The organism is Promicromonospora sp. NPDC023987 (assembly GCF_040639055.1).
Classification (GTDB): Bacteria; Actinomycetota; Actinomycetes; order Actinomycetales; family Cellulomonadaceae; genus Promicromonospora.
The window spans coordinates 1-24,966 of record NZ_JBEZZF010000075.1; the positions used below are offsets into that span (position 1 = coordinate 1).

Annotated in this window: 23 protein-coding genes and 1 pseudogene; 14 read left to right on the top strand and 10 right to left on the bottom strand. The window is 69.7% G+C overall.

From position 1 onward, the window contains the following. The first annotated feature begins 329 nt into the window (after window positions 1-329). Window positions 330-1,172 carry a nitroreductase/quinone reductase family protein gene (locus tag AB0F40_RS23450; RefSeq protein ID WP_357473449.1) on the top strand — a complete coding sequence of 281 codons (843 nt, stop codon included), beginning with the start codon at window positions 330-332 and terminating at the stop codon, window positions 1,170-1,172. 456 nt (window positions 1,173-1,628) lie between these two features. Here AB0F40_RS23450 and AB0F40_RS23455 read toward each other — a convergent pair whose 3' ends face one another. Together AB0F40_RS23455 and AB0F40_RS23460 are read right to left on the bottom strand one after the other, a co-directional pair. Then, a complete protein-coding gene (locus AB0F40_RS23455) occupies window positions 1,629-1,964 on the bottom strand; it encodes a YnfA family protein (RefSeq protein WP_357473452.1) in 336 nt (111 codons plus the stop codon). Continuing rightward, complete coding sequence (locus AB0F40_RS23460) at window positions 1,961-2,695, bottom strand: MerR family transcriptional regulator (RefSeq protein ID WP_357473455.1); 735 nt, start codon at window positions 2,693-2,695, stop codon at window positions 1,961-1,963. Before AB0F40_RS23460 ends, AB0F40_RS23455 begins: the two co-directional genes overlap by 4 nt. A 113-nt stretch (window positions 2,696-2,808) precedes the next feature. On the opposite strand from AB0F40_RS23460, the gene AB0F40_RS23465 reads away from it, so the two are divergent. The 4 genes from AB0F40_RS23465 (at window position 2,809) to AB0F40_RS23480 (ending at window position 5,726) form a co-directional block, all read left to right on the top strand. Beyond that, complete coding sequence (locus tag AB0F40_RS23465; protein ID WP_357473458.1) at window positions 2,809-3,840, top strand: metalloregulator ArsR/SmtB family transcription factor; 1,032 nt, start codon at window positions 2,809-2,811, stop codon at window positions 3,838-3,840. 58 nt (window positions 3,841-3,898) lie between these two features. After that, the gene (locus AB0F40_RS23470) at window positions 3,899-4,333 is read left to right on the top strand and encodes an arsenate reductase ArsC (protein WP_357473460.1); all 435 of its coding nucleotides are present in this window, start codon (window positions 3,899-3,901) and stop codon (window positions 4,331-4,333) included. Window positions 4,334-4,399: 66 nt separating this feature from the next. Next, window positions 4,400-4,753 (top strand): metalloregulator ArsR/SmtB family transcription factor, encoded by a 354-nt coding sequence (locus AB0F40_RS23475; protein WP_357473463.1) that lies wholly within the window; start codon window positions 4,400-4,402, stop codon window positions 4,751-4,753. 37 nt (window positions 4,754-4,790) lie between these two features. Next, complete coding sequence (locus AB0F40_RS23480; RefSeq protein ID WP_357473466.1) at window positions 4,791-5,726, top strand: three-helix bundle dimerization domain-containing protein; 936 nt, start codon at window positions 4,791-4,793, stop codon at window positions 5,724-5,726. 14 nt (window positions 5,727-5,740) lie between these two features. On the opposite strand, the gene AB0F40_RS23485 is transcribed toward AB0F40_RS23480, so the two are convergent. The 6 genes from AB0F40_RS23485 to AB0F40_RS23510 form a co-directional block, all read right to left on the bottom strand. Further along, window positions 5,741-6,511 carry a winged helix-turn-helix domain-containing protein gene (locus AB0F40_RS23485; protein WP_357473469.1) on the bottom strand — a complete coding sequence of 257 codons (771 nt, stop codon included), beginning with the start codon at window positions 6,509-6,511 and terminating at the stop codon, window positions 5,741-5,743. Between the two features lie 22 nt (window positions 6,512-6,533). Next, the gene (gene pstB / locus AB0F40_RS23490) at window positions 6,534-7,406 is read right to left on the bottom strand and encodes a phosphate ABC transporter ATP-binding protein PstB (RefSeq protein ID WP_357473472.1); all 873 of its coding nucleotides are present in this window, start codon (window positions 7,404-7,406) and stop codon (window positions 6,534-6,536) included. 4 nt (window positions 7,407-7,410) lie between these two features. Then, the gene (pstA, locus tag AB0F40_RS23495) at window positions 7,411-8,328 is read right to left on the bottom strand and encodes a phosphate ABC transporter permease PstA (protein WP_357473475.1); all 918 of its coding nucleotides are present in this window, start codon (window positions 8,326-8,328) and stop codon (window positions 7,411-7,413) included. Then, window positions 8,328-9,341: a phosphate ABC transporter permease subunit PstC gene (pstC, locus tag AB0F40_RS23500; RefSeq protein WP_357473478.1), complete on the bottom strand. Its 1,014-nt coding sequence runs from the start codon at window positions 9,339-9,341 to the stop codon at window positions 8,328-8,330. The genes pstA and pstC overlap by 1 nt, the downstream gene beginning before the upstream one ends. A 3-nt stretch (window positions 9,342-9,344) precedes the next feature. Then, window positions 9,345-10,298, bottom strand: a complete 954-nt coding sequence (locus tag AB0F40_RS23505; protein ID WP_357473481.1) for a PstS family phosphate ABC transporter substrate-binding protein — start codon at window positions 10,296-10,298, stop codon at window positions 9,345-9,347. A 168-nt stretch (window positions 10,299-10,466) separates the two neighbouring features. Beyond that, window positions 10,467-10,793 (bottom strand): metalloregulator ArsR/SmtB family transcription factor, encoded by a 327-nt coding sequence (locus AB0F40_RS23510; RefSeq protein WP_357473484.1) that lies wholly within the window; start codon window positions 10,791-10,793, stop codon window positions 10,467-10,469. Between the two features lie 112 nt (window positions 10,794-10,905). Between AB0F40_RS23510 and AB0F40_RS23515 the strand changes: the two genes are divergently transcribed. From AB0F40_RS23515 to AB0F40_RS23525, 3 genes are all read left to right on the top strand, one after another. Continuing rightward, complete coding sequence (locus AB0F40_RS23515) at window positions 10,906-12,270, top strand: arsenic transporter (RefSeq protein ID WP_357473487.1); 1,365 nt, start codon at window positions 10,906-10,908, stop codon at window positions 12,268-12,270. 29 nt (window positions 12,271-12,299) lie between these two features. Further along, the gene (locus AB0F40_RS23520) at window positions 12,300-14,018 is read left to right on the top strand and encodes an NAD-binding protein (RefSeq protein WP_357473490.1); all 1,719 of its coding nucleotides are present in this window, start codon (window positions 12,300-12,302) and stop codon (window positions 14,016-14,018) included. A gap of 136 nt (window positions 14,019-14,154) precedes the next feature. Continuing rightward, the gene (locus tag AB0F40_RS23525) at window positions 14,155-16,329 is read left to right on the top strand and encodes a PhoX family phosphatase (protein WP_357473493.1); all 2,175 of its coding nucleotides are present in this window, start codon (window positions 14,155-14,157) and stop codon (window positions 16,327-16,329) included. A gap of 76 nt (window positions 16,330-16,405) precedes the next feature. Here the strand turns inward: AB0F40_RS23525 and AB0F40_RS23530 are convergent, their stop codons facing one another. Continuing rightward, window positions 16,406-17,242: a metalloregulator ArsR/SmtB family transcription factor gene (locus tag AB0F40_RS23530; RefSeq protein ID WP_357473496.1), complete on the bottom strand. Its 837-nt coding sequence runs from the start codon at window positions 17,240-17,242 to the stop codon at window positions 16,406-16,408. Between the two features lie 98 nt (window positions 17,243-17,340). Between AB0F40_RS23530 and AB0F40_RS23535 the strand changes: the two genes are divergently transcribed. The 5 genes from AB0F40_RS23535 to AB0F40_RS23555 all read left to right on the top strand — a co-directional run bounded on the left by AB0F40_RS23535 (window position 17,341) and on the right by AB0F40_RS23555 (window position 23,292). Further along, window positions 17,341-18,684, top strand: a complete 1,344-nt coding sequence (locus AB0F40_RS23535) for an FAD-dependent oxidoreductase (RefSeq protein ID WP_357473499.1) — start codon at window positions 17,341-17,343, stop codon at window positions 18,682-18,684. A 10-nt stretch (window positions 18,685-18,694) separates the two neighbouring features. Continuing rightward, window positions 18,695-19,939 (top strand): MFS transporter, encoded by a 1,245-nt coding sequence (locus AB0F40_RS23540; RefSeq protein WP_357473502.1) that lies wholly within the window; start codon window positions 18,695-18,697, stop codon window positions 19,937-19,939. Continuing rightward, window positions 19,932-20,975 (top strand): NAD(P)-binding domain-containing protein, encoded by a 1,044-nt coding sequence (locus tag AB0F40_RS23545; RefSeq protein ID WP_357473505.1) that lies wholly within the window; start codon window positions 19,932-19,934, stop codon window positions 20,973-20,975. The genes AB0F40_RS23540 and AB0F40_RS23545 overlap by 8 nt, the downstream gene beginning before the upstream one ends. 135 nt (window positions 20,976-21,110) lie before the next feature. Beyond that, on the top strand, window positions 21,111-22,796 hold the full coding sequence (locus AB0F40_RS23550; protein ID WP_357473508.1) for an FAD-dependent oxidoreductase: 1,686 nt from the start codon (window positions 21,111-21,113) through the stop codon (window positions 22,794-22,796). A 235-nt stretch (window positions 22,797-23,031) separates the two neighbouring features. Continuing rightward, window positions 23,032-23,292, top strand: coding sequence for a hypothetical protein (locus AB0F40_RS23555; protein ID WP_357473510.1), 261 nt, complete (start codon window positions 23,032-23,034; stop codon window positions 23,290-23,292). Between the two features lie 121 nt (window positions 23,293-23,413). Here AB0F40_RS23555 and AB0F40_RS23560 read toward each other — a convergent pair whose 3' ends face one another. Further along, window positions 23,414-24,430, bottom strand: a complete 1,017-nt coding sequence (locus AB0F40_RS23560) for a hypothetical protein (protein ID WP_357473513.1) — start codon at window positions 24,428-24,430, stop codon at window positions 23,414-23,416. A gap of 96 nt (window positions 24,431-24,526) precedes the next feature. Between AB0F40_RS23560 and AB0F40_RS23565 the strand changes: the two are divergent. Then, window positions 24,527-24,966 (top strand): annotated as a pseudogene (locus tag AB0F40_RS23565) (IS1634 family transposase); the annotation flags it as partial.

Sequence of the window (24,966 nt, forward strand, 5' to 3'; positions counted from 1 at the left end):
AAGACCACCTCGGGTGAGGAGCTCGAAGAGATCATCGCCAAGGCGGTCGCACGGTCGCTGGCCCGCAGCTCGCGACGGGAACCGATGGTCATCGCCGTAGTCCTCGACGCCTGACCTGGGCACCGGTTCAAGCCCAACGGTCGACGTCGCAGTGCTAACGTCGCCGGGTGACTACCGGGTCGGCCTTGTGCCATGAGCGAGTGAGGTTCCCGGCCGACGGTTGACGGCCGGGCGGGCCAGAGGCCCACCACTCTTCCTTCCGCGATGACAGCAATGTCGTCGTGCCCTGATGCCGTTCGCCCGAGACGTCACATCCTGAAGGAAGAACCATGCCCATCGATTTCAACCAGCAGATCATCGAGGAGTTCCGCGCCAACCACGGACGGGTCGGCGGCCCGTTCGAAGGTGGCCGACTCCTCTTGCTCACCACCACCGGTGCCCGCTCCGGCGCAACCCACACCACGCCCGTCGGTTACCTGCCCGACGGCGACCGTGTCCTGGTCATCGCCTCCGCGGCCGGCGCGCCGCGGCACCCGGCCTGGTTCCACAACCTGAAGGCCAACCGGCACGTGACGGTCGAGAACGGGACCTTTACCTACGACGCCACGGCCACCGTGCTCGACGGCGCCGAGCGCGACCGCCTGTTCGCCCGCGCGGCCGAAGCTGATCCCGGGTGGGCCGAGTACCAGGCCAAGACCGACCGGGTCATCCCGGTCGTGGCCCTGGAGGAAATCCCCGGACCGCCCAACGTGGACGCCGACACGATGGGCGGGGGCCTCAAGGCGATCCACGACGCTTTCCGACGCGAGCTCGCCCTGGTCCGGGCCGAGATCGCCCGGTCCGGGCCTCGCGTGGGCGCGCAGCTCCGGGTCAACTGCCTCACCGTGTGCTCGGGCCTGCATCACCACCACACCATCGAGCGCGAGCACATGTTCCCCGCGCTGGGGGAACAGCACCCCGCCCTCGCCGAACCGCTGAAGCGACTGCAAGCCGAGCACGAGGCGATCGCCGAGCTGCTCGGCGACCTGCAGACGCTTCTGGCCGACGACGCCACCCCCGCCGACCCCGCCGCGCTGCTCACCGAGGTGGAACGGCTCACCCACGAGCTGGAGGGCCACCTCGACTACGAGGAGGAGCACCTGATCCCGGCGCTCGACGGGATCCCCATGTAGCCCAGCGATCGCGGTCATATCAGCGAGCATGCTCGTTCGGCTTGGCGCATCTCCCCCGACGACGCGCCAGCGTCGGGCCGGACCCGTGTCTCGAAGCGGGCAACGCGGTTGGCCGCTGGCGTTGCTACCTGCCGAGGAACGCAGGACTGAGGCGCGCTCAGCCAGTCCAGACGAGAGCCTCCGCGATCTGCCGCCGTGTAGGCAGATCCAGTCGACAACAGGGCGTGACTGGGACGGTCTCACCGGTGGCGACGTCAAGCCCGTCCACGACCAGGGTCGGTGACGGGTAGTCGCCGACGAGCACCTGTACTGCGACCTGGACACCGGCATCAGCTTCCGCGTCCCGCACCAGATCGAGAAGGCCTCCGACCAGAGGGCAGTCGGGGACTTGTAGGACCTGGATGTGCCGCTCGTGCACGGCTTCGGCACCATTTGCGTCTACCGCTGGGGTCGACGTCATGCAGGCCTCGGGGCGTACATAATGATTGCGACGCCTACCAGGCAGATCAGCGCTCCGGTCACGTCCCACCGGTCGGGACGGAAGCCGTCGACGACCATGCCCCACGCCAGGGACCCGGCGACGAACACGCCGCCGTAGGCGGCAAGGATGCGACCGAAGTTGGCCTCGGGCTGCAGGCTGGCGAAGAACCCGTAGATGCCGAGCGCGATGACGTCGGCGCCGATCCACACCCAGCCTCGGTGCTCGCGTACGCCCTGCCACACCAGCCATGCCCCGCCGATCTCGAACACGGCGGCTGCGAGGAAGAGGGCGATCGACCACAGCACCGTCATGCCGTCGGCTCCTCGACGGGCAGCAGGTCGGCCAGCAGGTCTGCGGTCTCTGGCGGTGCGGTGATCGTCAGGTCGAACCTGGGCCCGTCCAGGTCGATGCGGAAGCGATAGAACGCGCAGCACGCCTGCTCGGCGGCGGCCAGGGCGACTGTCCGTTCCAGGGCCGACGTCGGCAGTGCGACCCGTACGCCGCCGTCGATCTCGGTGCGGGGTGCGCCGGACAGTAGGTCGCGCCACTGCTGCACGCGCGCGGTGTAGTCGCCGCCGCTCAGGGTGCAAGCGACCGGTTCGGTCTCGGAAGCAGCGAGCGGCAGCTCGCTGCGCGGCCGGTCCAGGAACGTGCAGTCCGTCTCGCAGGGCCCGTCCCGGTCGGGCAGCCCGTCGAGGCGGTCGATCGCCGTCTGTAACGTGGTGCTCAGCGACCGCAGCGCAACCATTTTCTCGACGACCTGGCCGGCGCGCTCGATCAGCATCGGTCGATACCGCGCCTTGACGCTCCGGCATAGTTCCGATTCCCATGCGGTGGCCAGTTCGCGCACCGCCGGCAGAGGCAGGTCCAGGTGCTTGGCCTGGGCGATGAACGCCAGGCGATCCACCGCCTCTGGCCCATACACGCGGTACCCGTTCTGCGTGCGATCCGCAGGCAGCAGTCCTTCGGACTCGTAGTAGCGCAGCGTCGAGGCAGGTACCCCGCTGCGCCGCGACAGCTCACCGATCCTCATGGCGTCCATGACCTCGACGGTAAACCTTCGAGCCGACTCGAAGGTCAAGTTGCCCTAAGCAGTTGCGCACAACATTGATGAGTGTCAACATAGAGACCCATCGATGAGCTTGGAGGTCGACGATGACGGCTCTTGCCCAGCAGAGTGCTCGCGAGGTGGAATCCCACGCGATCAGCGTGGACGCAGCGACCACCATAGCGATGACGCTCAAGGCCCTGGCCGAGCCGCTGCGACTGCGCATGTTGTCCGCGATCGCCACCAGCCCCGCCGGCGAGATCACCGTCGGCGAGCTCGCCTCGCTGACCGATGTCTCACAGCCCACGGTGTCGCACCACCTCAAGGTGATGCGCGATGTCGGGCTGCTCACCGCGGACCGGCGCGGCACCTCGGTCTGGTACCGCATCAAGCCCGCCTACCGCGGCGCCGTGAACACGCTGCTGGACCGGTTCGCACCGGCAGCTGTTGACGTCCTGGAGACCCCGCACCTGGTCGGGCTCAAGAACGCAGAGCCCGCCCTTGACCGGATGGCCGCTTCCCTGACCGAGCGGTTCCCCGGAACGCCGCCGAACGAATGCGTCCGGGTGGTCCGCGAGTCGTACGCCGCGCTCGTACGCCGGGGCGGCACGACCACCCACCTGGTCCCGCTCACGGAGCAGTTCGCGCGGCAGCGGATCATCGACGCTGAGAAGGCGCACGCCCAAGCGTCCGGTGCAGCGGGTGCCAGACATCTGCCGCAGGTGCTGTTCGTGTGCGTCGCCAACGCCGGGCGGTCACAGCTTGCCGCTGCGCTGATGCGGCACTACGCGGGCGACCGCGTAGTGGTCCGCTCCGCCGGGTCGGCGCCTGCGGCTGACGTGCACGCAGGAGTGCGCGCGCTCCTGGAGGAGCTGAACGACTCCGCCGCGGCCGACGCGGTGGACGACGTGACCCGTTTCTATCCCAAGCCCCTGACCGACGACGCGGTCCGGGCCGCGGACGTCGTGGTGACCATGGGCTGCGGCGACGCGTGCCCTGTGCTGCCCGGCAAGCGGTACGAGGACTGGATGGTGGGCGACCCGGCCCTGGCCTCCCCTGCCGGTGTTGCGGCGATCCGCGACGACCTGGACGAGCGCGTCCGGGCACTGCTCGCCGACCTCGTGCCCCAGACCACCTGACCTGCTGACCCGCCGACATCTGCCTGACCAAAGCGTCCACACTGAACCGGAGAACCCTATGAGCGTCACCGAACCCGCCGAGTCCGCCAAGCCGTCCGCCCTGTTCGTCTGCGTGCACAACGCGGGCCGCTCCCAGATGGCCGCAGGCTTTCTCCGCGCGCTGTCCGGTGGGGCCGTCGAGGTGCGCTCGGCCGGCTCCATGCCTGCTGAGATGATCAACCCCACCGCCGTGGAGGCCATGCTCGAGAAGGGCATCGACATCCGCGGCGAGAAGCCCAAGGTGCTGAGCAACGAGGCCGTCGAGGCGTCTGACGTTGTCATCACGATGGGCTGCGGCGACGCTTGCCCGTACTACCCCGGCAAGAACTACCAGGACTGGGAGCTCAGCGACCCCGCGGGCCAGGGTATCGAGGCTGTTCGACCCATCCGCGACGAGATCGAGCGGCGGGTGCGCGGCCTGCTCACCGAGCTCGGCGTTCAGCCTGTCTCGTAGGGGAACATGTGGCGACGCCGGTGGTCATTGAATTGATCGCGATGGATCGAACGGTAGGCTCGCCGCATGAGCGAGTGGGTCGCCCGGGACAGCGGTCAGCACGGGACGGTAGAGCAGACGCCGCATCCCGCGCTGCGCTCGACCTTGAGCCGCGGGCAGGCCGAGGACACGGCGGCGGTGCTGCGGGTCGTGTCCGACCCGACACGGCTGCAGATTCTTTCCCTGATCCATCACAGCGACGAGCAGCGCATCCGGGTGGTCGACCTGACGCGTGCGCTGGGTCTGCGCCAGCCGACGGTCTCGTACCACCTGAAGGTGATGAACGAGGCGGGCATCGTCTCGCGCGACCCGGTGGGCCGCGAGGCCTGGTATGCGATCGTGCCGCAGCGCCTGGACATGATCGCCGACCTGCTGCGCTAACGGCTTCCTGTCGTCGGAGTTCCAGGAAGTGCGTCCGGTGACGGATCTTCGCCTGCTCGCCGCTCAGGCGGCAGCCATGGCTCACCCGGACCGGCTGCGGCTCCTCGCCCTGGTCCTGACCGATCCGTCGAGCCAGCCGACGGCGGCGCACCTGGCAGGCTCGTTCGGCAACCGGGTTGCGATCGTCAGGCACCTGGAGGCGATGGCGGACGTGTGGCTGCTGGCCCGCGTCGGTGACCCGCGCACGCCGGGCTACCGCCCCACCGCCGACGCGATCGTCCGGTTCGGCGGCGCGGCAATCGGTTCCGCGCCGGACGGCGACAGGCCGGTCGTGGACGCCGGCAACCACAAGCAGCTGATGGACCGTGTGGTGGACGAGCTGACCGACCGGTTCTCCGAGACGTTCGGCCGCGAGACCGTCGAGCGGTTCGTCCGGGAAAGCTACGGCCTGCTCGCCGACCGGGCATCCGTGCAGCGTTACCTGCCCGCCCTGACGGCGCGGTTCGCAACCGACCGGCTGACGGCGCTGGCGGCACCGTTCAACAGTGCTGATACCCCTGGCAGCAAGGCAATCAGTGACATCCTGTTCGTGTGCGTGCACAACTCGGGTCGCTCGCAGATCGCGGCCGCTGCGTTGCGGTCCCTGGTCGGGAACAGGGTGCGGGTACGCACGGCAGGCTCCACACCGGCCGGCATGCTCGACCCGGGCGTCCGGGCCGAGCTGGCTCGCCGCGGCCTGGACCGGCTGGCGGAGATTCCGCGGCCGCTGACGGAGGAGGTCGTACGGGCCTCCGGCCTGGTCGTGACGATGGGCTGCGGAGACGCGTGCCCGGTACTTCCCGGCCGACGCTACGTGGACTGGCCCGTGGAGGACCCCGCGGGGCGGTCGTCGGACGAGGTGCGCCGCATCGCGGACGAGATCATCGACCGGGTCCACGTACTGCTCGCCGAGATCGACGCAGGACTCGATTAATAGGCCCTCATCTATTAATCGGTGGACACGGAGACCGTCATGAGCGGTGTGGAGTCCAGCCGGTAGCCGATGCCTCGCACGGTGTGCAGGGCGCCGGCTGCGCCGAAGGGGTCGAGCTTGCGGCGCAGCCGGGAGATGACGGCGATGAGCGCGGCGTTCGGGTCGGACGAGGTCGGCCAGAATCGCCGTTGCAGTGCGTCGCGCTCTACCACGTGGTCGTGCTGGGACGCGAGCTCGTAGAGGGCTTCGAACTCCAGGGTGGCCAGGTCGATCCCCTGGTCGCCGAACTGCGCGTCGTACCCCGTCACGTCCAGCCGGAGGCGGCCGACCTGGACGGTGGGCAGCCGGACCGGCCCCTGGCGCACCTCTCGTACGGCGGACTCGAGGGCGGCCGGCCCGTACGGGCGGGTCAGCATCGGCCTGGCACCGGCCAGGACCGCAGGGCCGATGAGGTCGGTCTCCCCCGGCCCGTGCGCCACGAGCACGGCCACACCGAGCTCCTCGTGAGCGACCTCGACCACCGCCAGGAGCGTGTCGCTGCCCAGCTGCGCGGACAGGACCAGCGCGTCCACGTCCCCCGCCCCGACACGCGCCAGGCCGCGCAGCACGTCGCGATAGACGAGCAGGCTCACGCCCCGCTCGCGCAGGCGCGAGGTGAGCCAGCGCTCCCGGTCCATGGCAGCGTCCACCAGGACGACGGTGTGCGTGCCGCGGCGCAGCTCGTCGCTCCGACCACGTTCCTTGCGGCTGCCGACGCCGGGCGCTCCGGGGGTGATCGTTGCCATGACGCTCCTTGGTGTGCGGGCGTCAGCCGAAGCGGCCGCTGATATAACCCTCGGTACGCGAGTCCGCGGGGCTCTCGAAGATCTTGGTCGTCTTGTCGTACTCGACCAGCTCGCCGTGCCTTTCTCCGGTGTCCGGGTCGATGGCCGCGGTGAAGAAGGCCGTGCGGTCCGCGACGCGGGCGGCCTGCTGCATGTTGTGCGTGACGATGATGATCGTGTACTGGTCACGCAGCTCTGCCATGAGCTCCTCGATCCGGAGGGTCGCGATCGGGTCCAGGGAGGCGCAGGGCTCGTCCATCAGGATCACGTCCGGCTGCACCGCGATGGTGCGCGCGATGCACAGGCGCTGCTGCTGGCCACCGGACAGGCCGTATGCGGACTGCTTGAGCTTGTCCTTGACCTCGTCCCACAGTGCCGCCTTGGTCAGGGCCTGCTCCACGTGGTCGTCCATGCTGGGCACGTTCATCCCGGTGACGCGCGGCCCGTAGGCGATGTTGTCGTAGATCGACTTGGGGAACGGGTTGGGCTTCTGGAAGACCATCCCGATCCGGCGACGCACCTCGATCGGGTCGATTCCCGGGGCATACATGTCCTGGCCCCAGTACCGGATCGGTCCGTCGACCCGTGCGCCCACGATGAGGTCGTTCATCCGGTTGAGCGACCGCAGGATCGTCGACTTGCCGCACCCGGACGGTCCGATGAGCGCTGTGATCTCGTTGTGCCCGAAGTCGACGGAGACGTTCCGCACCGCGAGGTAGTCGCCGTAGTAGACGTTCACGTTGTCCACCTCCAGGACCGCCCGCTCCGGGCGGTCAGGGACGTCCCGTGTCGCCTGCTGGTGGTGCTCCAGTTCTACCTCGATGGCGTCGCGGACTTGTGGCATGGGTTCAGGCATGGGGTCACCAGCGCTTCTGGTAGCGGTTGCGGATGTAGATGGCGGCACCGTTCATGAGCAGCACGAGGGCCATGAGGAGCATGGAGGCGCCGGCGGCCAGGGTGTGGAACTCGGCCTGGGGCTGTGCGGTCCAGCTGAAGATCTGGATCGGCATGGTGGTGAACTGGCTGAGCATGCCGTTCGGGTCGAACCGGAGGAACACGAGCCCGCCGAGCAGGAGCAGCGGCGCGGCCTCCCCCAGCGCGCGGGACAGTCCGAGGATGGTCCCGGTCGCGATGCCGGGCAAGGCTGCGGGCAGGGTGATGCGCCAGGTCGTCTGCAGCGGCGTGGCCCCGATCGCGAGCGACCCGTCGCGCAGCTCGCGCGGGACGGCCCGGACGGCCTCCCGGGTGGAGATGATGATGACGGGCAGGATCAGCATGGCCAGCGCGATCGCGCCGCCGATCACGATGTTCTTCTGCTGCACTCCGATGAGTGCCAGGGCGCCCAGGGCGAGCATGCCGTAGATGATCGCGGGCACGGCGGACAGGTTGGAGATGTTGATCTCGACCAGCCGGTTCCACCAGCGTTTGCGGTCGGCGAACTCTTCGAGGTGTACCGCGGCCGCGACGCCGAGCGGGACGGCCAGCACCGCCGTCGTGCCGACCACCCAGAGCGACCCGAGGATCGCCGGGCGGGCGCCCGCCTCCTCGGCACGCGAGGAGGGGTAGCCGGTGAACAGTCGGCCGTCCAGTCGCGTCAGCCCGTCGGCGAAGGTGTCCACCAGGAGCACGGCGAGCGTGACGAAGCCGATCAGAAGGCTCAGCCACAGCAGAACGATGAACAGCACCGACTGCGGGGTCTGCTCCTTGCTGCGGCCCGACGTCGACAGGACCGCGCGGCGGGCGTCGGCCCCCGAGGCCGCGGGTGTGTAGAGGGACATCAGTACTCCTGCCGGAAGCGGCGGACGAGCTCGATCGCGATCAGGTTCACGATCAGGGTGAGGAGGAAGAGCAGCAGGCCCACGACGAACAGGGTGTTGTACTCCAGCGAGCCCACCCGGGAGTCGCCGAGCGCCGCGTTGGCGATGAAGGTCGTCATGGTCGCTCCCTGCTGGAGCGGATTGCTGACCATCTGCACCATCTGGCCGCCGGCGATCGTGACGATCATGGTCTCGCCCACGGCCCGGGAGATGCCGAGGACCACGGCCGCCACGACACCGGAGAACGCTGCGGGGAACACCACGCGCAGTGACGTCTGCATGCGGTTCGCGCCCAGCGCGGCCGAGCCCTGCCGCAGTGCGTTCGGCACCGCGGACATCGCGTCCTCGGAGACGGATGCGATGGTGGGGATGATCATGACGCCCATGACCATGCCCGCCGACAGCAGGCTGAACGGTCCGACCTCGAGGCCGAGGTCCTGGAGGAACGGCGTGAACCAGAGCAGGGCGAAGTAGCCGAACACGACGGTGGGCACGCCCGCGAGCAGCTCGAGGACCGGCTTGAGGATGCGGCGCAGCCGCTCGGGCGCGTACTCCGCGAGGTAGATCGCCGAGCCCAGACCGCACGGGACCGCGACGGCCAGGGCCACCAGGGCGGTCCAGGCGGTCGCCGTGATGAGCGGCAGTACGCCGTAGGAGGCGTCCGCGAAGCGCGGGGTCCAGCGGGTGCCGGTCAGGAATTCGAGGAGCGGCACCTGCTCGAAGAAGGTGAGCGCGGGAACCAGCAGCGCGATCACGATGCCGGCGGTGATGACGACGCTGAGCATCGCGGCACCGGCGAGCAGCCCACGGGCGATCAGCTCGCCCGGTCGACGCCTGCCGCGCAGGTCGGACGATCGGGGCGGCCCGGCTTCCAACGTGTCGAAGGAGGCACCGGAGGGCGGCCCCGGCGGCGGGCCGGCCGACCGGCCGGGCGTGATGGCCCGACCGGTCGGCGTGGAAGAGACTGAGCTCACGCGTCAGCCCTTCAGGCTGTCCAGCTCGGTACGGGCGGTGGTGGCCTGCTCCTCGGTGAGACCGATGAACAGCGCCTCCTCGGCGATCGACGCCTCGTTCTCCAGGTAGAAGTCGACGAAGGTCTGCAGGGCCTCGTTCTCGGCGTAGCTGGCGTTGTTCACGTAGATGAACAGGGGCCGGCCCAGCGGCGTGTAGGTCCCGTCCTGGACCGTCTCGGAGGACGGGGTGACGCAACCGTCGCCGCCGTCGATGTCGACGATCTTGACCGCGTCCGGGTTCTCCTCGGCGTAGGACAGGCCGAAGTAGCCCAGCGCGCCCGGCGAACCCTGCACGCCCTGGACCGTGACGTTGTCGTCCTCGGTGGGGGTGTAGTCGGCGCGGGTGGCACCCTCCTCACCGTTGATGGCCTCGGTGAAGTAGTCGAAGGTGCCGGAGTCGGTGCCCGCGCCGTAGAGGTCCAGCGGCTCGTCCGGGAAGGACGGGTCGACGTCCTTCCAGCTCATGACCTTGCCCTCAGCCTCAGGGGCCCAGATCGTGTTGAGCTGCTCGACCGTGAGGCACTGCGCCCAGTCGTTCTCGGGGTTGACCACGACGGACAGGCCGTCGTTCGCGATGACGATCTCGGTGTACTCGGTGCCGGCCTCGTCACAGGCGGCGATCTCCTCGTCCTTGATCGGGCGGGAGGCGTCGGAGATGTCGGTCTCGCCGGCGCAGAACGCCTTGAAGCCGCCGCCGGTACCGGAGGTGGCGACCGTGACCTGGACGCCCGGCTCGACGTCGGCGAACTGCGTCGCGGCGGCCGAGGTCAGGGGGGCGACCGTGGAGGAGCCGTCGACGGCGATGGTGCCGGAGAGGCCACCGTCGCCGGCCGCCTGCTGACCGCCGCCGCAGGCGGCGAGGGAGAGCGCGAGGCCTGCGGCGCCGACCGCCGCTGCGGTGCGCTGGGGGAAGTTCATCACCTGTGGGATCCCGTCTTGTGGAGGCGAGATGTTCCCGCCTACATCGTCTGTCGGACGAGATTGATAGAACGCGGTCTATGTGAACGCCAGGTGAACCGCTGCCCAACCCGTCGTGATCAATCAATCACGATCGATGGTTCGCGGCTAGTCCTGGGGTGAAGCCGGTCAGTCCGCACAGGCGGGGCGTAGCCGCGGTGCGCCCTCAACGGCAGCGAGGCCGACGAGGGCTCCCAGCGTCGCGGCGAACGCACCGGACGTCAGGCGATACCAGGTGAACCTTCCTTCAGCCTCCCCGACGACCATCCCCGCGTCGCGCAGCTGGCGCAGATGGTGGCTGATGGTCGTCTGCTTCGCGCCCGTGAGATCCACCAGGTGGCAGGTGCACAGCTGCTCCTCGGTGAGCGCGAGCACGATCTGCAGGCGGAGCGGGTCGCTGAGCAGCGCGAACTCCGCTGCGAGCTCGGCGGTCGGCGGTCGGACTGCGCTTGGCATGCACCGATGCTACACATCAGCGTCGGTTGATATCAACGAGCATCGATGTAATGCTTTCGCCCGGCAGCCCGTCAGGCGCCACATCCATGCCTGCCCGATTCGTGGAGAACCCATGCTGCTCGCCCTGATCATCTTCCTGGTCACGCTCACGTTCGTGATCTGGCAACCGCGCGGTCTCGGGATCGGCTGGAGCGCGTTGGCCGGCGCGGGCGTCGCTCTGCTCACCGGGGTGGTGCACCTGAGCGACGTCCCCGACGTGTGGGCCCTGGTGTGGAACGCGACGCTCACCTTCGTCGCCGTGATCCTCATCTCGCTCGTCCTCGACGAGGCCGGCACCTTCGAGTGGTCGGCCCTGCACGTCGCGCGCTGGGGCAAGGGCAACGGCCGACGGTTGTTCACCCTCATCGTGATCCTGGGCGCGGCGATCGCCGCGGTGTTCGCCAACGACGGCGCAGCGCTGATCCTGACGCCGATCGTGTTCCAGATGATGCTCGCGCTGAAGTTCAGCCCTGCCGCGTCGTTCGCTTTCATCATGGCGACCGGCTTCGTCGCGGACACCACCAGCCTCCCGCTCGTGGTCTCCAACCTGGTCAACATCGTCTCGGCCGACTTCTTCGGCATCGGCTTCGCCCGCTATGCGCTGGTCATGATCCCGGTCTCACTGGTCTCGCTCGCCGCGACCCTTGGCGTCCTGCGGTTCTTCTTCCGCAAGTCCATCCCCGACCGCTACGACGTCGCGGAGCTCGGACGCCCCGAGGACGCCATCCGCGACCACCTGACCTTCCGCGCCGGCTGGGTGGTCCTGGCCGTACTGCTCGTCGGCTACTTCGTTGCCGAACCGCTGAACGTGCCGCTGTCTGCCGTCGCATCCGTCGCGGCCCTGGCGATCATCGTGGTCGCGGCCCGCCGTCCGGCCTTCCTCTTCCGCAGCGCGGCCCGGCGGCCAGAGCCCACCGCCACCGTGAGTCCTGCGCCGGTCGGCCGTGGGCCCATCGCCGTGTGGCCGGTCGTGCGGTCCGCACCCTGGCAGGTCGTGCTCTTCTCCCTCGGCATGTATCTGGTCGTGTACGGCCTGCGCAACGCGGGCCTGACCGATGCACTCGGCCAGGTCTTCGCCGCGATGGCCGGGCAGGGGACGCTCGCGGCCGGTGTCGGCACCGGATTCCTCGTGGCCGGGATGTCCTCGGTCATGAACAACATGCCCACGGTGCTCGTCGCAGCCCTGGGTATCGATGCCGCCGACGCGACCGGCATCGTCCACGAGATCATGGTCTACGCCAATGTCATCGGCGCGGACCTGGGCCCGAAGATCACGCCGATCGGATCGCTGGCGACCCTGCTGTGGCTGCACGTGCTCGACCGCAAGGGCATGCACATCAGCTGGGGCCAGTACTTCCGCATCGGGATCATCCTGACGATCCCGGTCCTGGCCGTGACGCTGCTGGGCCTGGTGGCCTGGCTGACCGTTCTGCACTGACCTCCGGCGGCGGGTATACGCTCCCGGCCATGCCGTCATCGACGCGATCGCGCCGACCGCACTTCGTCGTCTGCGGCGGGGGTCCGCTCGCGTATCGCGTCACCTTCGCGCTCAGCACTCGGTACCAGGGCGACGTCACGGTCATCCTGCCCGACGCGGCGAGCGAGCACGCCACCAAGATGGGCACGCTCGACGGTGTCCGGATCGTGGTGTCCGCCCGGTCGGACACCACGGCCCTGGAGCGTGCTTCGATCGGGACCGCCTCCGCGGTCGCGCTCCTCGATCAGGACGACGCCGGAAACATCGAGACCGCACTGCTGGTCAACGAGCTCCGCCCAGGGCTGCGGATCGTCGTGCGGTTCTTCGACGACAAGCTCGGTAGCGGCATCGCGCGGCACCTGCCGAACTGCGACGTGTTGTCAGCGTCCAAGATCGCCGCGCCGCAGCTGGTCTCCCTCGCTCTCGACGAGGCCAGGCATCTCGATGTGCCGGGCCTGGATCTCGTCGTCGCCGAGTCCGGCCAGCCGGCAGGCAAGGAGCTCGCCGTCCTGACTGCCGTCGACGGGCACAACGACGGCGTCATGCTCCCGAGCCCCGGCACGCCGGAGATCGTGCCGAAGGTCGTCCTTGCCCACCCGGTGCGCGATCCTGCCCCTGCCGGGACGGCGCACCGGTCGAACGGAAAGCTGTGGGCCTATGTCCGGTCCAACCTGAACCGGTACGTCTGGTACGCAGTGGGAGCTCTCGCGCTCATCACGCTGGCCGGTGCCACTCTTCTCGTCGCGGCACAGGGTGCTCCTGAGTGGGGCACCGCGCTGTACCAGGTGGTTCTGCATCTCCTGGTGGGAGCGGACCCGGACACCGGCACGCCGATCCTTGCACGCCTGGTCCAGGTGGTACTCACCGTGGTGAGCGTCGCCGTGATCCCGTTGCTGACGGCGGCCCTGGTCGACGCCGTCGTTCGTGCGCGACTGGCGGCGGCGGTATCCGGACCGGGTACGACGATGACCGGGCACGTCGTCGTCGTAGGGATGGGCGACGTCGGAACACGGGTGCTCACGACCCTCCTGGAACGGGGCATCGCCGTCGTCGCCATCGACACGAACGACAAGGCGCGCGGCATCCAGGTCGCCCGCATCCATCGCGTGCCCGTCGTCATCGGCGACGGCAGGCAGCCCGATGTGCTCGCGGCGGCTCAGGTCGGCAGCGCTCGCGCGATCCTGGCCGTCACCAGCGACGACATCGCGAACATCGGCATCACCATCGCCACCGACGCGATCGAGCGGGTACCGGATGCCGCCCCGCTGCGCCGGGTGCTGCGGCTCTTCGACGAGGACTTCGCCCGCCGCGTCCAGGGGCTCATCCCCGGATCAGCGCCGCGCAGCGCATCACAGCTGGCGGCGCCGGCCTTTGCCGCGTCGGTCACTGGACCGGACGTGCATGACACCGTCGCGTTCCGCGACCGGGTGCTGCTGGTCGCCGAGGTACCGATGCACGCGCACGCCGTTCTCGAGCACCGCCCCGCTCGTGAGGTGGACGTGCCCGGCGAGGTCCGGCTCGTCGCCGTCCGGCTCCCCCACCGTGGCCCCGGGGCGGACGTCGTGCTCAACCCCACCCCGGGGTTCCCGCTCCAGCACAACTACCGTCTCATCGTCGTCGCGACCCGCAGCGGCCTGGAGCGGTTGCGTGGGCGCACGGCGCACCCTCAGGGAGCGGCGAGCGGGGATGGCTCTGGGCCAGAAACATAGACCGTCATTTATGCATATTGTGTTCACTGGCACGTTCCCGCGTCGTCGAGACGTGGACACCGCCCGTTCCTAGCGTGGACACCACCCAGCTCCCGCTGCGACTATCAGAACCCCCGAACGTACACGGAGACCTCCGATGACGATCGCCCCCGAATCTCGCCAGCTGCTGCAGATGGCGCCGTATGCGCGTGGCAAGCGCAGCCCGGTCACCTGCCGCCTCAAGTGCGCGGACGCCTGCTCCCATCCCGCTCCGAACGAGAGCGCCAACGAGTACTTCAAGGACGTGGTGAGCGCGGCGCTGTCCCGCCGCGCCATGCTCGGCAGCATCGCGGTCGCCACCGGTGCGGTCGTGATCGGTACGGAGGTGGCCGGCGCGCCGTCGGCCACCGCGCACGGCCGGGGCCCCGGGCACTACGGCGGGCGTGAAGGCCTCTCGTTCCGGCCCGTCGCCTCCCAGGCGGCCGACGTCGACGCCCTGGTGGTCCCGGAGGGTTTCACGTGGAGCCCGATCATCCGCTGGGGCGACCCGATCCTGCCCGGCGCCGAGCCGTTCGACGTCAGCTCACAGAGCGCCGCCAAGCAGGCCCTCGCGTTCGGGTACAACTGCGACTATCTGGAGCTCTTGCCGCTCGGCCGTGGTCGGCACGTGTGGTCCGGCAAGGGCCGCACTGGCCGACGGCGAGGCCGTGACCTGGGCACCTCGGCCCTGATGGTGTCCAACCACGAGTACACCAACGCCGGGATCATGTTCGACGAGACCTACGACGCCGCGACGCGTCGGGCGATCGAGCGGGCCGCGCACGGCATGTCCGTGGTGCAGGTGGAGCGCCGCCGCGAGGGCAAGCCGTGGGAGTACGAGCCGCGCAGCCGGTACAACCGCCGCGTGCACGTCGGCACCGAGTTCACGCTCGACGGCCCGGCCGCCGGGTCGGACCTGCTCAAGACCGTCGACGACCCGACCGGCACCCGCGTGCTGGGCACCCTGAACAACTGCGCCGGCGGGACCACGCCCTGGGGAACGGTGCTCTCGGGCGAGGAGAACTTCCACGGCTACTTCCGGGTGGACGGCACCGACCCGCGCGACGCGCGCTACGGGCTGAGCAGCTCGACGTCGCCCACCAGCTACGGCTGGGAGCTGGACGAGCCCCGCTTCTCCGGGCACAACGAGGGCTACGAGAACGAGTCACGCCGCTTCGGGTACATGGTGGAGATCGACCCGTACGACCCGGAATCCACGCCCGTGAAGCACACAGCGATGGGCCGCTTCAAGCACGAGGGCGCCGAGGTCATCCTGTCGCGCCATGGCCACGCCGTCGCGTACATGGGCGATGACGAGCGCTGGGAGTACGTCTACAAGTTCGTCTCTTCCGAGCGGTTCCGGGGCGGAGACAGCCTGGGCGCCCGGCGGCACAACATGGGCCTGCTCAGCCGCGGCTCGCTCTACGTCGCGAAGTTCCTGGGCGACAGCACCGGGGAGATCGACGGGTCGGGCGAGCTGCCGTCCGACGGAGCGTTCGACGGGCGCGGGGTCTGGATGCCGCTGCTGATCGACGGGCGCAGCGCGGTGGCCGGCATGTCTGCCGAGGAGGTCGCGGTATTCACCCGCCAGGCGGCCGATGCCGTGGGCGCCACCAAGATGGACCGCCCGGAGGACATCCAGCCCAACCCTGTGACCGGCAAGATCTACCTTGCCTGCACCAACAACTCCGAGCGCGTGCCCGGCGCGGCGCGTGGCGCTGCCGACGAGGCCAACCCGCGCGACCGCCGGGTGGTCAGCGGAGAGACCCAGACGGGCAACCGGGACGGGCACGTCATCGAGATCACTGAGGACGGCGACCACACCGGCACCACGTTCCGCTGGAACATCCTGCTGCTGTGCGGCAATCCGGAGGTCAACGAGTCCGTGTACTTCGCAGGGTTCCCCGCGGACCGGGTCTCGCCGATCTCCTGCCCGGACAACGTGGCATTCGACTCCGAGGGCAACCTGTGGATCTCGACGGACGGCGCGTCGAGCCCCATGGGACGCTGCGACGGCCTGTTCAAGGTGCCGCTCACTGGCCGCGAGCGCGGGCACGTGCAGCAGTTCCTGTCCGTGCCCACCGGGGCGGAGACCTGCGGGCCGATCATCGACGACGAGGACGGGATCGTCTACGTCGCCGTGCAGCACCCGGGCGAGGACGGCACGTTCGGCGCACAGCAGTCGTACTTCCCTGACTACCTCGCACCGGGTGAACCGGCCGACGCCGGTGCGTGGCGCGGTCCGCGGCCGTCCGTCGTCCAGGTATGGCGGGAGGGATCACGCCACCACTGAGCCGGATACCTCGACGCCCGTCGCCCTCCCGGGGGCGGCGGGCGTCGCCGTCTGCGGACAGCCCTGCAGGCCGGGCTCAGTTCACGGTGCTGCGGCGTTCCATGAAGACGGTGTCGTGCCAGACGTCGTCGCGCTGAGCGATCCGTTCCCGGATGCCGAGGGTGCGGAACCCTGCCGCGTGGTGCAGGCCGACGCTGCTCCGGTTCTCGGCGAAGATCGAGGTCTGCAGCGTCCAGAGTCCGCCCTCGTCGGCGGCCATGACCTGCTTGCGGATCAGCGCCTTGCCGACGCCGCGGCCGCGATACCCGTCCCCGACATAGATCGAGGTCTCGGCGACGCCGGAGTAGGCCTCGCGCGCTGACGCCGGGGTCGCTGCAGCCCAGCCGACGACCTCGCCGTCGACCTCGGCGACCCAGCGGTGATCCGGCAGCCACTTCGCATCCAGCGACGACCTGCTCGGAACGGCGGTCTCGAAGGTCGCGAGGCCAGTCGCGATGCCTTCGCCGTAGATGCGACGCACAGCGGCCCAGTCCGGGTCCCTCAGCGCACGTACGGTCACGTCGGCCGGGACGTCCTCGGGACAGCATGGCCGGGGCGCGAGCAACCCCATCACGGCGTCGGCGGCGTGCGGGAGCCCCACGCAGCACGCGGGGTTGATCGTGACCAGGGTCGTGGTGCCCTCCTTGTGCAGCTGGACGAACCCGACGTCGGCGAGCTTGCGCACGTGGTGGGAGCAGGTGGACTGGCTGATCCCGAGGACCTCCGTGAGCGCGCCGACCGTCATCCCCTGCGGCGCGGTAGCGACCGCGTGCAGCAACCGCACCCGGGTCGGCTCGGCCAGGCAGGCGAACCAGGCCGCATAGGTGGAGGCCTCAGCCTCGGGCAGGACCTGGGCCTCGAGGGTCGTCGTCATGGACGCCATGATCGATCAAAATCGATGGTTGCGTCAATCGACGACGGTCGATAGAGTCCCGACCAGTCAGATCGAACAACATCGATGGGAGAACTGTCATGAGCACGTTGCCGGTAGTCGTCGTGGGTGCGGGGCCGATCGGCCTGGCCGCAGCAGCCGAGCTGGTCGAGCGCGGGCTCGAACCGCTCGTCCTGGAGCGCGGCACTCAGCCGGGCGCGGCCGTGGCGGACTGGAACCACGTGCGGTTGTTCTCCTCGTGGTCCGAGCTGGTGGACCTCGCTGCCGAACGGCTCCTCACACCGACCGGCTGGCAGCGGCCCGCGCCGCAGGGTTACCCCACCGGACGGGAGTGGGTGGCCGCCTACCTCAGCCCGCTGGCCGACGCGCTGGGCGACCGGGTGCGCCTGGGCGCAGAGGTCGTCGGCGTCGCGCGTCGTGGCCGGGACCGGGTGGTGGACGCCGGCCGGGACACCGAGCCGCTGACGGTGCACGTGCGGCGCGCCGACGGGAGCGAGGAGCTGATCACCGCACGCGCCGTGATCGACGCGTCGGGCACGTGGCACACGCCCAACCCGCTCGGTGGCGACGGCCTGCCGTCGCTCGGCGAACGTGCCACCTCCGACCGGATCGCCTACCGCATCCCGGACCTGGCAGACGCGGACGTGCGAGCCCGGTACGCGGGCAAGCACGTGGTCGTCGCGGGTAGCGGACACTCGGCGCTCACCGCACTGGTCGCCCTGTCCGGCCTGGCAGAGCAGGACCCCGCGACCAGGATCAGCTGGGTGCTGCGCCGCGGCGCGGTCGGGGACACCTTCGGCGGTGGCGAGGCCGACCAGCTCCCCGCTCGCGGAGCTCTGGGACTGCGCGCCAAGAGCGCCGTCGAAGCCGGTGTCGTGTCGGTGGTGACAGGCTTCCGGACCGAGGCAATCGCGAGAGCCGCTGACGGGCGGCTGCTGCTGTCCTCACCGGAGGGGCACCGGGTGGAGACCGTGGACGAGGTCGTCGCCATGACCGGGTTCCGCACGGACCTGACGTGGCTGTCGGAGCTGCGGCTGGAGCTGGACCCGACGCTGCAGGCGCCGGTGATGCTGGCACCCTTGATCGACCCGAACGTGCACTCGTGCGGCACCGTCTACCCGCACGGCGTGAAGGAGCTCACGCACCCGGAGCCGAACGTGTTCCTGGCCGGGATGAAGAGCTACGGCCGCGCCCCGACGTTCCTGGCCACCACCGGGTACGAGCAGGTCCGGTCGATCGCCGCCGCACTGGCCGGTGACCACGAGGCCGCGGAGCGGGTCGAGCTGCAGCTGGCCGAGACCGGCGTGTGCGGCGGAGCCGGACTGTTCGACGAGCCCGAGGCGGACGCGTCCGCCGGCGGGTGCTGCGCCGCCCCGTCCGAGCCGGAGCTCATCTCGCTGTCGGTGCCGTCCGCCGGCCGCTGAGGCACGAGCCATGGGGGCGGAGGTGATCGCGCGGCCCGGGTTATCGCCGGCCGGGCTGCGCAGAGTCCTGGTGACGTTGTGCGTCACCGAGATCACCAGCTGGGGCATCCTGTACTACGCCTTCCCCGTGCTGGCCGTCGAGATCACGAAGACAACCGGCTGGTCCGGGGCGTCCGTGATCGCAGGCTTCTCGGTCGGGCAGCTGGTGGCGGCGCTGGCTGGGATCCCGATCGGCCGGTGGCTGGACCGGATCGGTCCGCGCTGGCTGATGACCGCTGGTTCGCTGCTCGCGGTCCCCTCGGTGGTCCTGGTCGCCACGGCACAGAACCTCGCGTGGTTCATCGCCGCCTGGGTACTGATGGGGCTGGCGATGGGCGCGACGCTGTACCCGCCCGCGTTCGCGGCCCTTACTCGCTGGTACGGCCCGCGACGCGTCTACGCCCTCACCGTGCTCACCCTCGCCGCCGGGCTGGCATCCACCGTCTTCGCGCCACTGACCGCGCTCCTTGCCGCGCATCTGGACTGGCGGCAGACCTACCTCGTGCTCGCAGCCATCCTGGGGGTCATCACGATCCCCGGACACCTGTGGGGACTGCGCGGCACGTGGCCCGATCCCGAGCCGCACGATCACGCACAGCCGGCCGAGCACCGCGATCCCGGACAGGTGGCACGCTCCCGCGCCTTCGTCCTCTTGGTGGTGACGTTCGGCCTGGCCGCATTCACGGCCTATGCGGTCATCATCAACCTGGTGCCGCTGCTCACCGAACGCGGCCTGACCCCGGGCCTGGCGGCCGTGGCGCTCGGGCTCGGCGGCGCAGGACAGGTCCTCGGCCGCCTCGGCTACACCACCCTGGTGCGGCACACGAGCGTCCGCACCCGCACCGCCCTGGTGGTCGGTGCAGTCGCTCTCACCACCGCGGTACTCGGGCTGGTCACCTCGACGCCGGTACTGATCGCCGCCTCGGTGATCGCCGGCATGGCCCGCGGGGTGTTCACCCTGCTGCAGGCCACTGCCGTCACCGACCGCTGGGGCGCCGTGCACTACGGCCGCCTCACCGGTCTGCTGTCCGCCCCGCTCGCGATCACCATGTCCCTGGCTCCGTGGGCGGGCGCCGCTATCGCCGACGGTTTCGGCGGGTACTCCCACACCTTCCTGCTGCTGGCCGTCGTCGGGGCCGCCGCCGCGCTCCTGGCACTGGCCACCGCACCCCGCACCCGCCCAGCGCGCTCTCGAAAGGACCCTGATCATGACTGACGCGATCGTCATCGGCGGCGGCCAGGCCGGCCTCGCCGCCACCCACGCACTCCTCGCCCAGGGACTACGTCCCACGCTGCTCGAAGCCGGCGACGAGCCGGTCGGCTCCTGGCCGCGCTACTACGACAGCCTCCACCTGTTCTCCCCCGCCCGGTACAGCACCCTGCCCGGCCTCGCGTTCCCCGGTGACCCGGACCGCTACCCGCGCCGCGACGAGGTGGTCGACTACCTGCGCACCTACGCCAAGAGCCTCGACGCGGACATCCGCACCGGCCACCGTGTCACGGCCGTCACTCACGACGGTGACCGGTTCACTACGCAGGTACAGGACGAGCAGCCACTGTCCGCACCGATCGTGATCGCCGCGACCGGCGCGTTCAGCTCACCCCACCAGCCCGCGCTCCCCGGCCTCGATCGCTTCACCGGGCGGGTGCTGCACTCCAGCGAGTACCGGGACCCGGCGCCGTTCGCCGGGCAGCGAGTCGTGGTGGTGGGGGCGGCGAACTCCGCAGTCCAGATCGCGGTCGACCTCGCACCGCACGCCCGTGTCACCCTCGCCACGCGCGCACCGGTCCGGTACACCAACCAGACGCCACTGGGTCGCGACGCGCACTTCTGGTTGACCGTCAGCGGGTACGACGCTCTCCCGATCGGACCATGGCTGGGCACACAGCCCAGCATGCCCGTGCTGGACACCGGCACCTACCGAGCCGCCGTCGACGCCGGACAGCCCGATCAGCGACGCATGTTCACCGCGATCGACGGCAACACCGTCACCTGGCCCGACGGCAGCGCCGAAGACGTGGACTCCATCCTGCTCGCCACAGGGTTCCGCCCCGGCGTCTCCTACCTCACCAGCCTCGGCGCGCTCGATGCCAAGGGCGCACCGCGACAGCGTCGTGGCCTGTCCACCACTCATTCCGGCCTGGGCTACGTCGGACTGGAGTGGCAGCGCAGCTTCTCCTCGGCCAGCATCCGTGGTGTCGGCCGTGACGCTGCGTACGTGGTCCGCCGTCTCGCCCGACGTCGAGGTTGAAACGATGGGGCCGGGCGGTCGAACACGCTTGCTTCCTATATCGGTAACTGTCAAAATAGAAGCAAGTCGATACACGCCTGGCCGTCGGATACGGGTCGCGTCCAGCCCCGTCAGGAACCCGAGCAGAGGAACCTCATGAGCACCTCGTCGCCACTCAAGATCGTCGTCGTCGGTTCGGTAGCGGCGGGCACCTCCGCCGCAGCCAAGGCCCGGCGCAACACCGAGACTGCCCGCATCACCGTGTACGAGCGCGCCCACGACATCTCCTACTCCGGGTGCGGGTTGCCGTACTTCGTCGGCGGCGAGGTCGAGACCATCGACGAGCTCACCCCGCGCAACGCCGCGTGGTTCAAGGCCCGTTACGACGTCGACGTCCGCACGGGCCACGAGGTCGTCGCGGTCGACGCCGCAGCCCGGACCGTGACCGTGCGCGACCTGGCCACCGAAGAAACGTTCGAGGACACGTACGACGAGCTGATCCTGGCCACCGGAGTACGCAGCGTGGTCCCGCCGCTGCCCGGCGTGGACCTGCCCGGAGTATTCACGGTCCGGAACCCGTCCGACGCCCGCGCGATCCGGGAATGGATCGAGGAGCGCCGGGTGCGCCGCGCCGTCGTCGTCGGTGCCGGATACATCGGGCTGGAGATGACCGAGCAGCTCACCGAGCGCGGCATCGAAGTCACCGTGATCGAGGCGCTCGAGCACGCCATGCCCCGCATGGACGCGGACATGTCCGCGCGGGTGGACGCCGAGCTGCGCAAGCACGACGTCGACCTGCGCCTGGCCGCACGCGTTGCCGCCCTCGAGGGCGACGACGGCGGCGTGACCGGGGTGCGTGTCGGTTCCGCGGACGACGGCGACACCGTGCCCACCGACCTGGTGATCGTCTCCGTCGGCGTACGACCCAACCTGGAACTCGCGCAGCAGGCCGGGGTGACGATCGGCCCGACGGGCGCGATCGCCGTGGACCGGCAGGGACGCACCGATGTGGCGCACGTGTGGGCGGTCGGAGACGTGGCCGAGTCGTTCAACCTGATCACCGGCGAGCCCACCTGGGTGCCGCTGGGGTCGACGGCGAACAAGATGGGCCGCATCACCGGTGACGCGATCACGGGCGGCACGCTCGAGCACCGAGGCATCCTCGGCACGTCGATCGTCCGGGTCTTCGACCTGGCGGTGGCCCAGACCGGGCTGACAGAGGACAACGCCAGGGCGGCCGGGTACGACGTCGAGGTGCTGCACAACATCAAGCCCGACCGGCCCGAGTACCTCGGGGGCAAGCCGCTGATCATCAAGGCCGTGGCGGACCGTGCGTCCGGCCGGCTGCTCGGCGCCCAGGCGATCGGCGCATCCGGGGCGGACAAGCGGATCGATGTCCTGGCTACGGCCATCACCTACGGGGCGGACGTCGCCGACCTGTTCCACCTGGACCTGGCCTACTCCCCCACGTACGCCACCACCAAGGACCCGGTGCACTACACGGGCATGGCACTGGACAACGCGATCCGCGGGCGAGCACCGCTGATCACGCCGGCGGACCTGGAGCGGCAGCGCAGCGCCCGCGAGAAGGTCCAGGTGGTCGACGTCCGCTCAGCCAAGGACCGAGCCAAGGGCTTCGTCGACGGTTCCGTGCACATCCCGCTCGCCGAGCTGCGCACCCGAGCCGGCGAGCTGGACCCTGCCGCACTGACCGTGACCTACTGCAACAAGGGGGTCACCGGGAACGCCGGGCAGAACGTGCTGCGCAACCTCGGCTTCGAGCAGGTCTACAACCTGTCGGGCGGCCACAAGAACTATCAGGCCTGGTCCGCCGCCCATTAATCGCAGTGACGGTGTCGGGAGGGTGCGAGGCCGGGGTGGCTTGCCGGGTGCTCACGGTTGAAACAGTCGCCCGGGTCACGGGCTGACCGCCGCAAGGGCACGACGAGGGTGCTTGCTTACAGTCCAAGAGCAGGGCTGGGGGTCGAGCACGAAGGACGTCTTGGTTCCGGACGCGTCGCTCGCCGCATGGCCAGCAGGGCCCTGTCGCGGCTGACGAAATGGAGGACTGATACCCATGATCGGGTTCATCGTCGCAGGTCTGGTCATCGGCGCCCTGGCGCGGCTCATCAAGTCGGGCAAGCAGAACTTCGGACTGCTCGCAACGCTCCTACTCGGGCTGGCGGGGTCTGTGATCGGCGGCGTCATTGCCAATCTGCTCGGCACCGGGGACATCTTCGAACTGAACGTCCTCGGCTTCATCGTGGCGGTGGTTGCCTCCGTCCTGCTGATCGGAGTGGCCGAAGGGATCGCGAGCCGTCGCAAGGGAGCCGCCTGACGGTACACATCACTCGCACCTCCCGAACTCGCCGAGCGGCTGGCATCCTCGGCCCGACCGATCCACGGCGTCGTGGGCTGGTCCGGCGCAACGGCTGGGGTTCGAGCTCGCAGACCCGCTGCTAGAAGGCGAGCACCAGCACCGTCGCGCCGTAGGCCAGCACCAATCCGATGCCCTCGAACCCGACCCTGGCCGGGCCCCGGTTCTGCCGGACCAGGAGCCCGGCCAGGACGATGACGGTCATCAGGATGCTCGCGGTGGTGAGGAAGAGCGAGTCCGGTGTCGCCGCGTGGTAGATCGAGCCCTGGGTGTAGAAGGCGTCACCGATCGCGACGTTGAGCACATCGAGCGTGTTGCCACCCAGGATTGCCGCAATGGCGAGGGTGAGCGCCCCGCGGCGGACGGCGGCGATGGCGGTCACCGTCTCGGGCAGGGCGTTGACGGCGCCCATGAGGACCGCGCCGACGAAGCCTTCGCTCAGGGCGGTCTCGAGCACGATCTGCTCGGCGGCCCAGGCAATCGCGGCGCCGCCCGTCCCGACGACGAGACCGATCGCGACGAACTCGGCCCACAGGCTCCGCAGGCGCCGGCCGGGCGCGGTGTTCTCGTCGGCAGTGTCCTGGCGGGTCTGTTCGGTCTTGACCGCGCGCCACATTGGCCGGGCTGCCGAGCGGCGGACCAGAAGGAGGCCTGCGCCGTAGACGGTGACGAGCACCAGGGTCGTCGGGTGGATGGGGCCGAGCATGAGCTCGGGTGTAAAGCTGCCCATGAGGGTGACGGCGAGCAGGGCCAGGACCAGGCAGCCGAAGAGCATGTTCGGCAGGGAAGCAGCGGCGTGCTCGAGGTTGGACCCGCGGTAGAAGAGGTCCGCGACGGCGATCGCGAACGTCTGCGCGGCGACGCCACCGACGGCGTTGGAGTAGGCGAGCTCCGGGTAGCCGTCGGCGGCGGACACCGCGGTCATGACGATGCCGCTGAGCGAGGTGAAGACGTCGAAGAACACGGCGCCGAAGATCGCCTCGCCCCAGCCGGTCCGGTCGGCCAGGACGTCGCCGAGCCCGGCCAGCCGGATGCTGCCCAGCACGGTGATCAGGGCAGCACCCGCGAAGACGAGGATCGCGAGCAGCAGCGGTGTCATCCCCGACTTGGCTCACGATTCCGGGTTCGCGGTGAGGGTGGCTCTGTGACCTGCTGGGATGCTCGCTGAAGTGTGTGTTGGTGCGCACTAATTGGGGTGTCTATCGTGCTCGTCGTGGCGTACGTGCGGACAGTGAAGACGGCCTCGGGTGCCCGGGCGGTGCAGATCGTGCACTCCCAGCACAAGGGTTCCCGCGACATCGAGCACGTCGGCTCCGCGCACACCGACGCGGACTGGGAGCTGCTCGTGGCCGCGGCGCGTCAGAAGATCGCGGCGGGGCAGAGTGAGCTGGACCTGCGGCTGCCGGACAGCCCTGCGAACAGCGGCGGCCCGTTGCCGATCACCGGATCACGGATGGGCGTGCTGGTCGACGCGCTCGAGCACGCCTACCGGGTGCTCGGGTTCGAGCGCGCGGCTCGCAAGGACGAGGTGTTCAAACAACTCGTGCTGGCGCGGATCATCGAGCCGACGAGCAAGCTCGACTCGCTTCGGGTCCTGGCCGAGGCCGGGATCGAGGCGCCGTCGTATGCGACGCT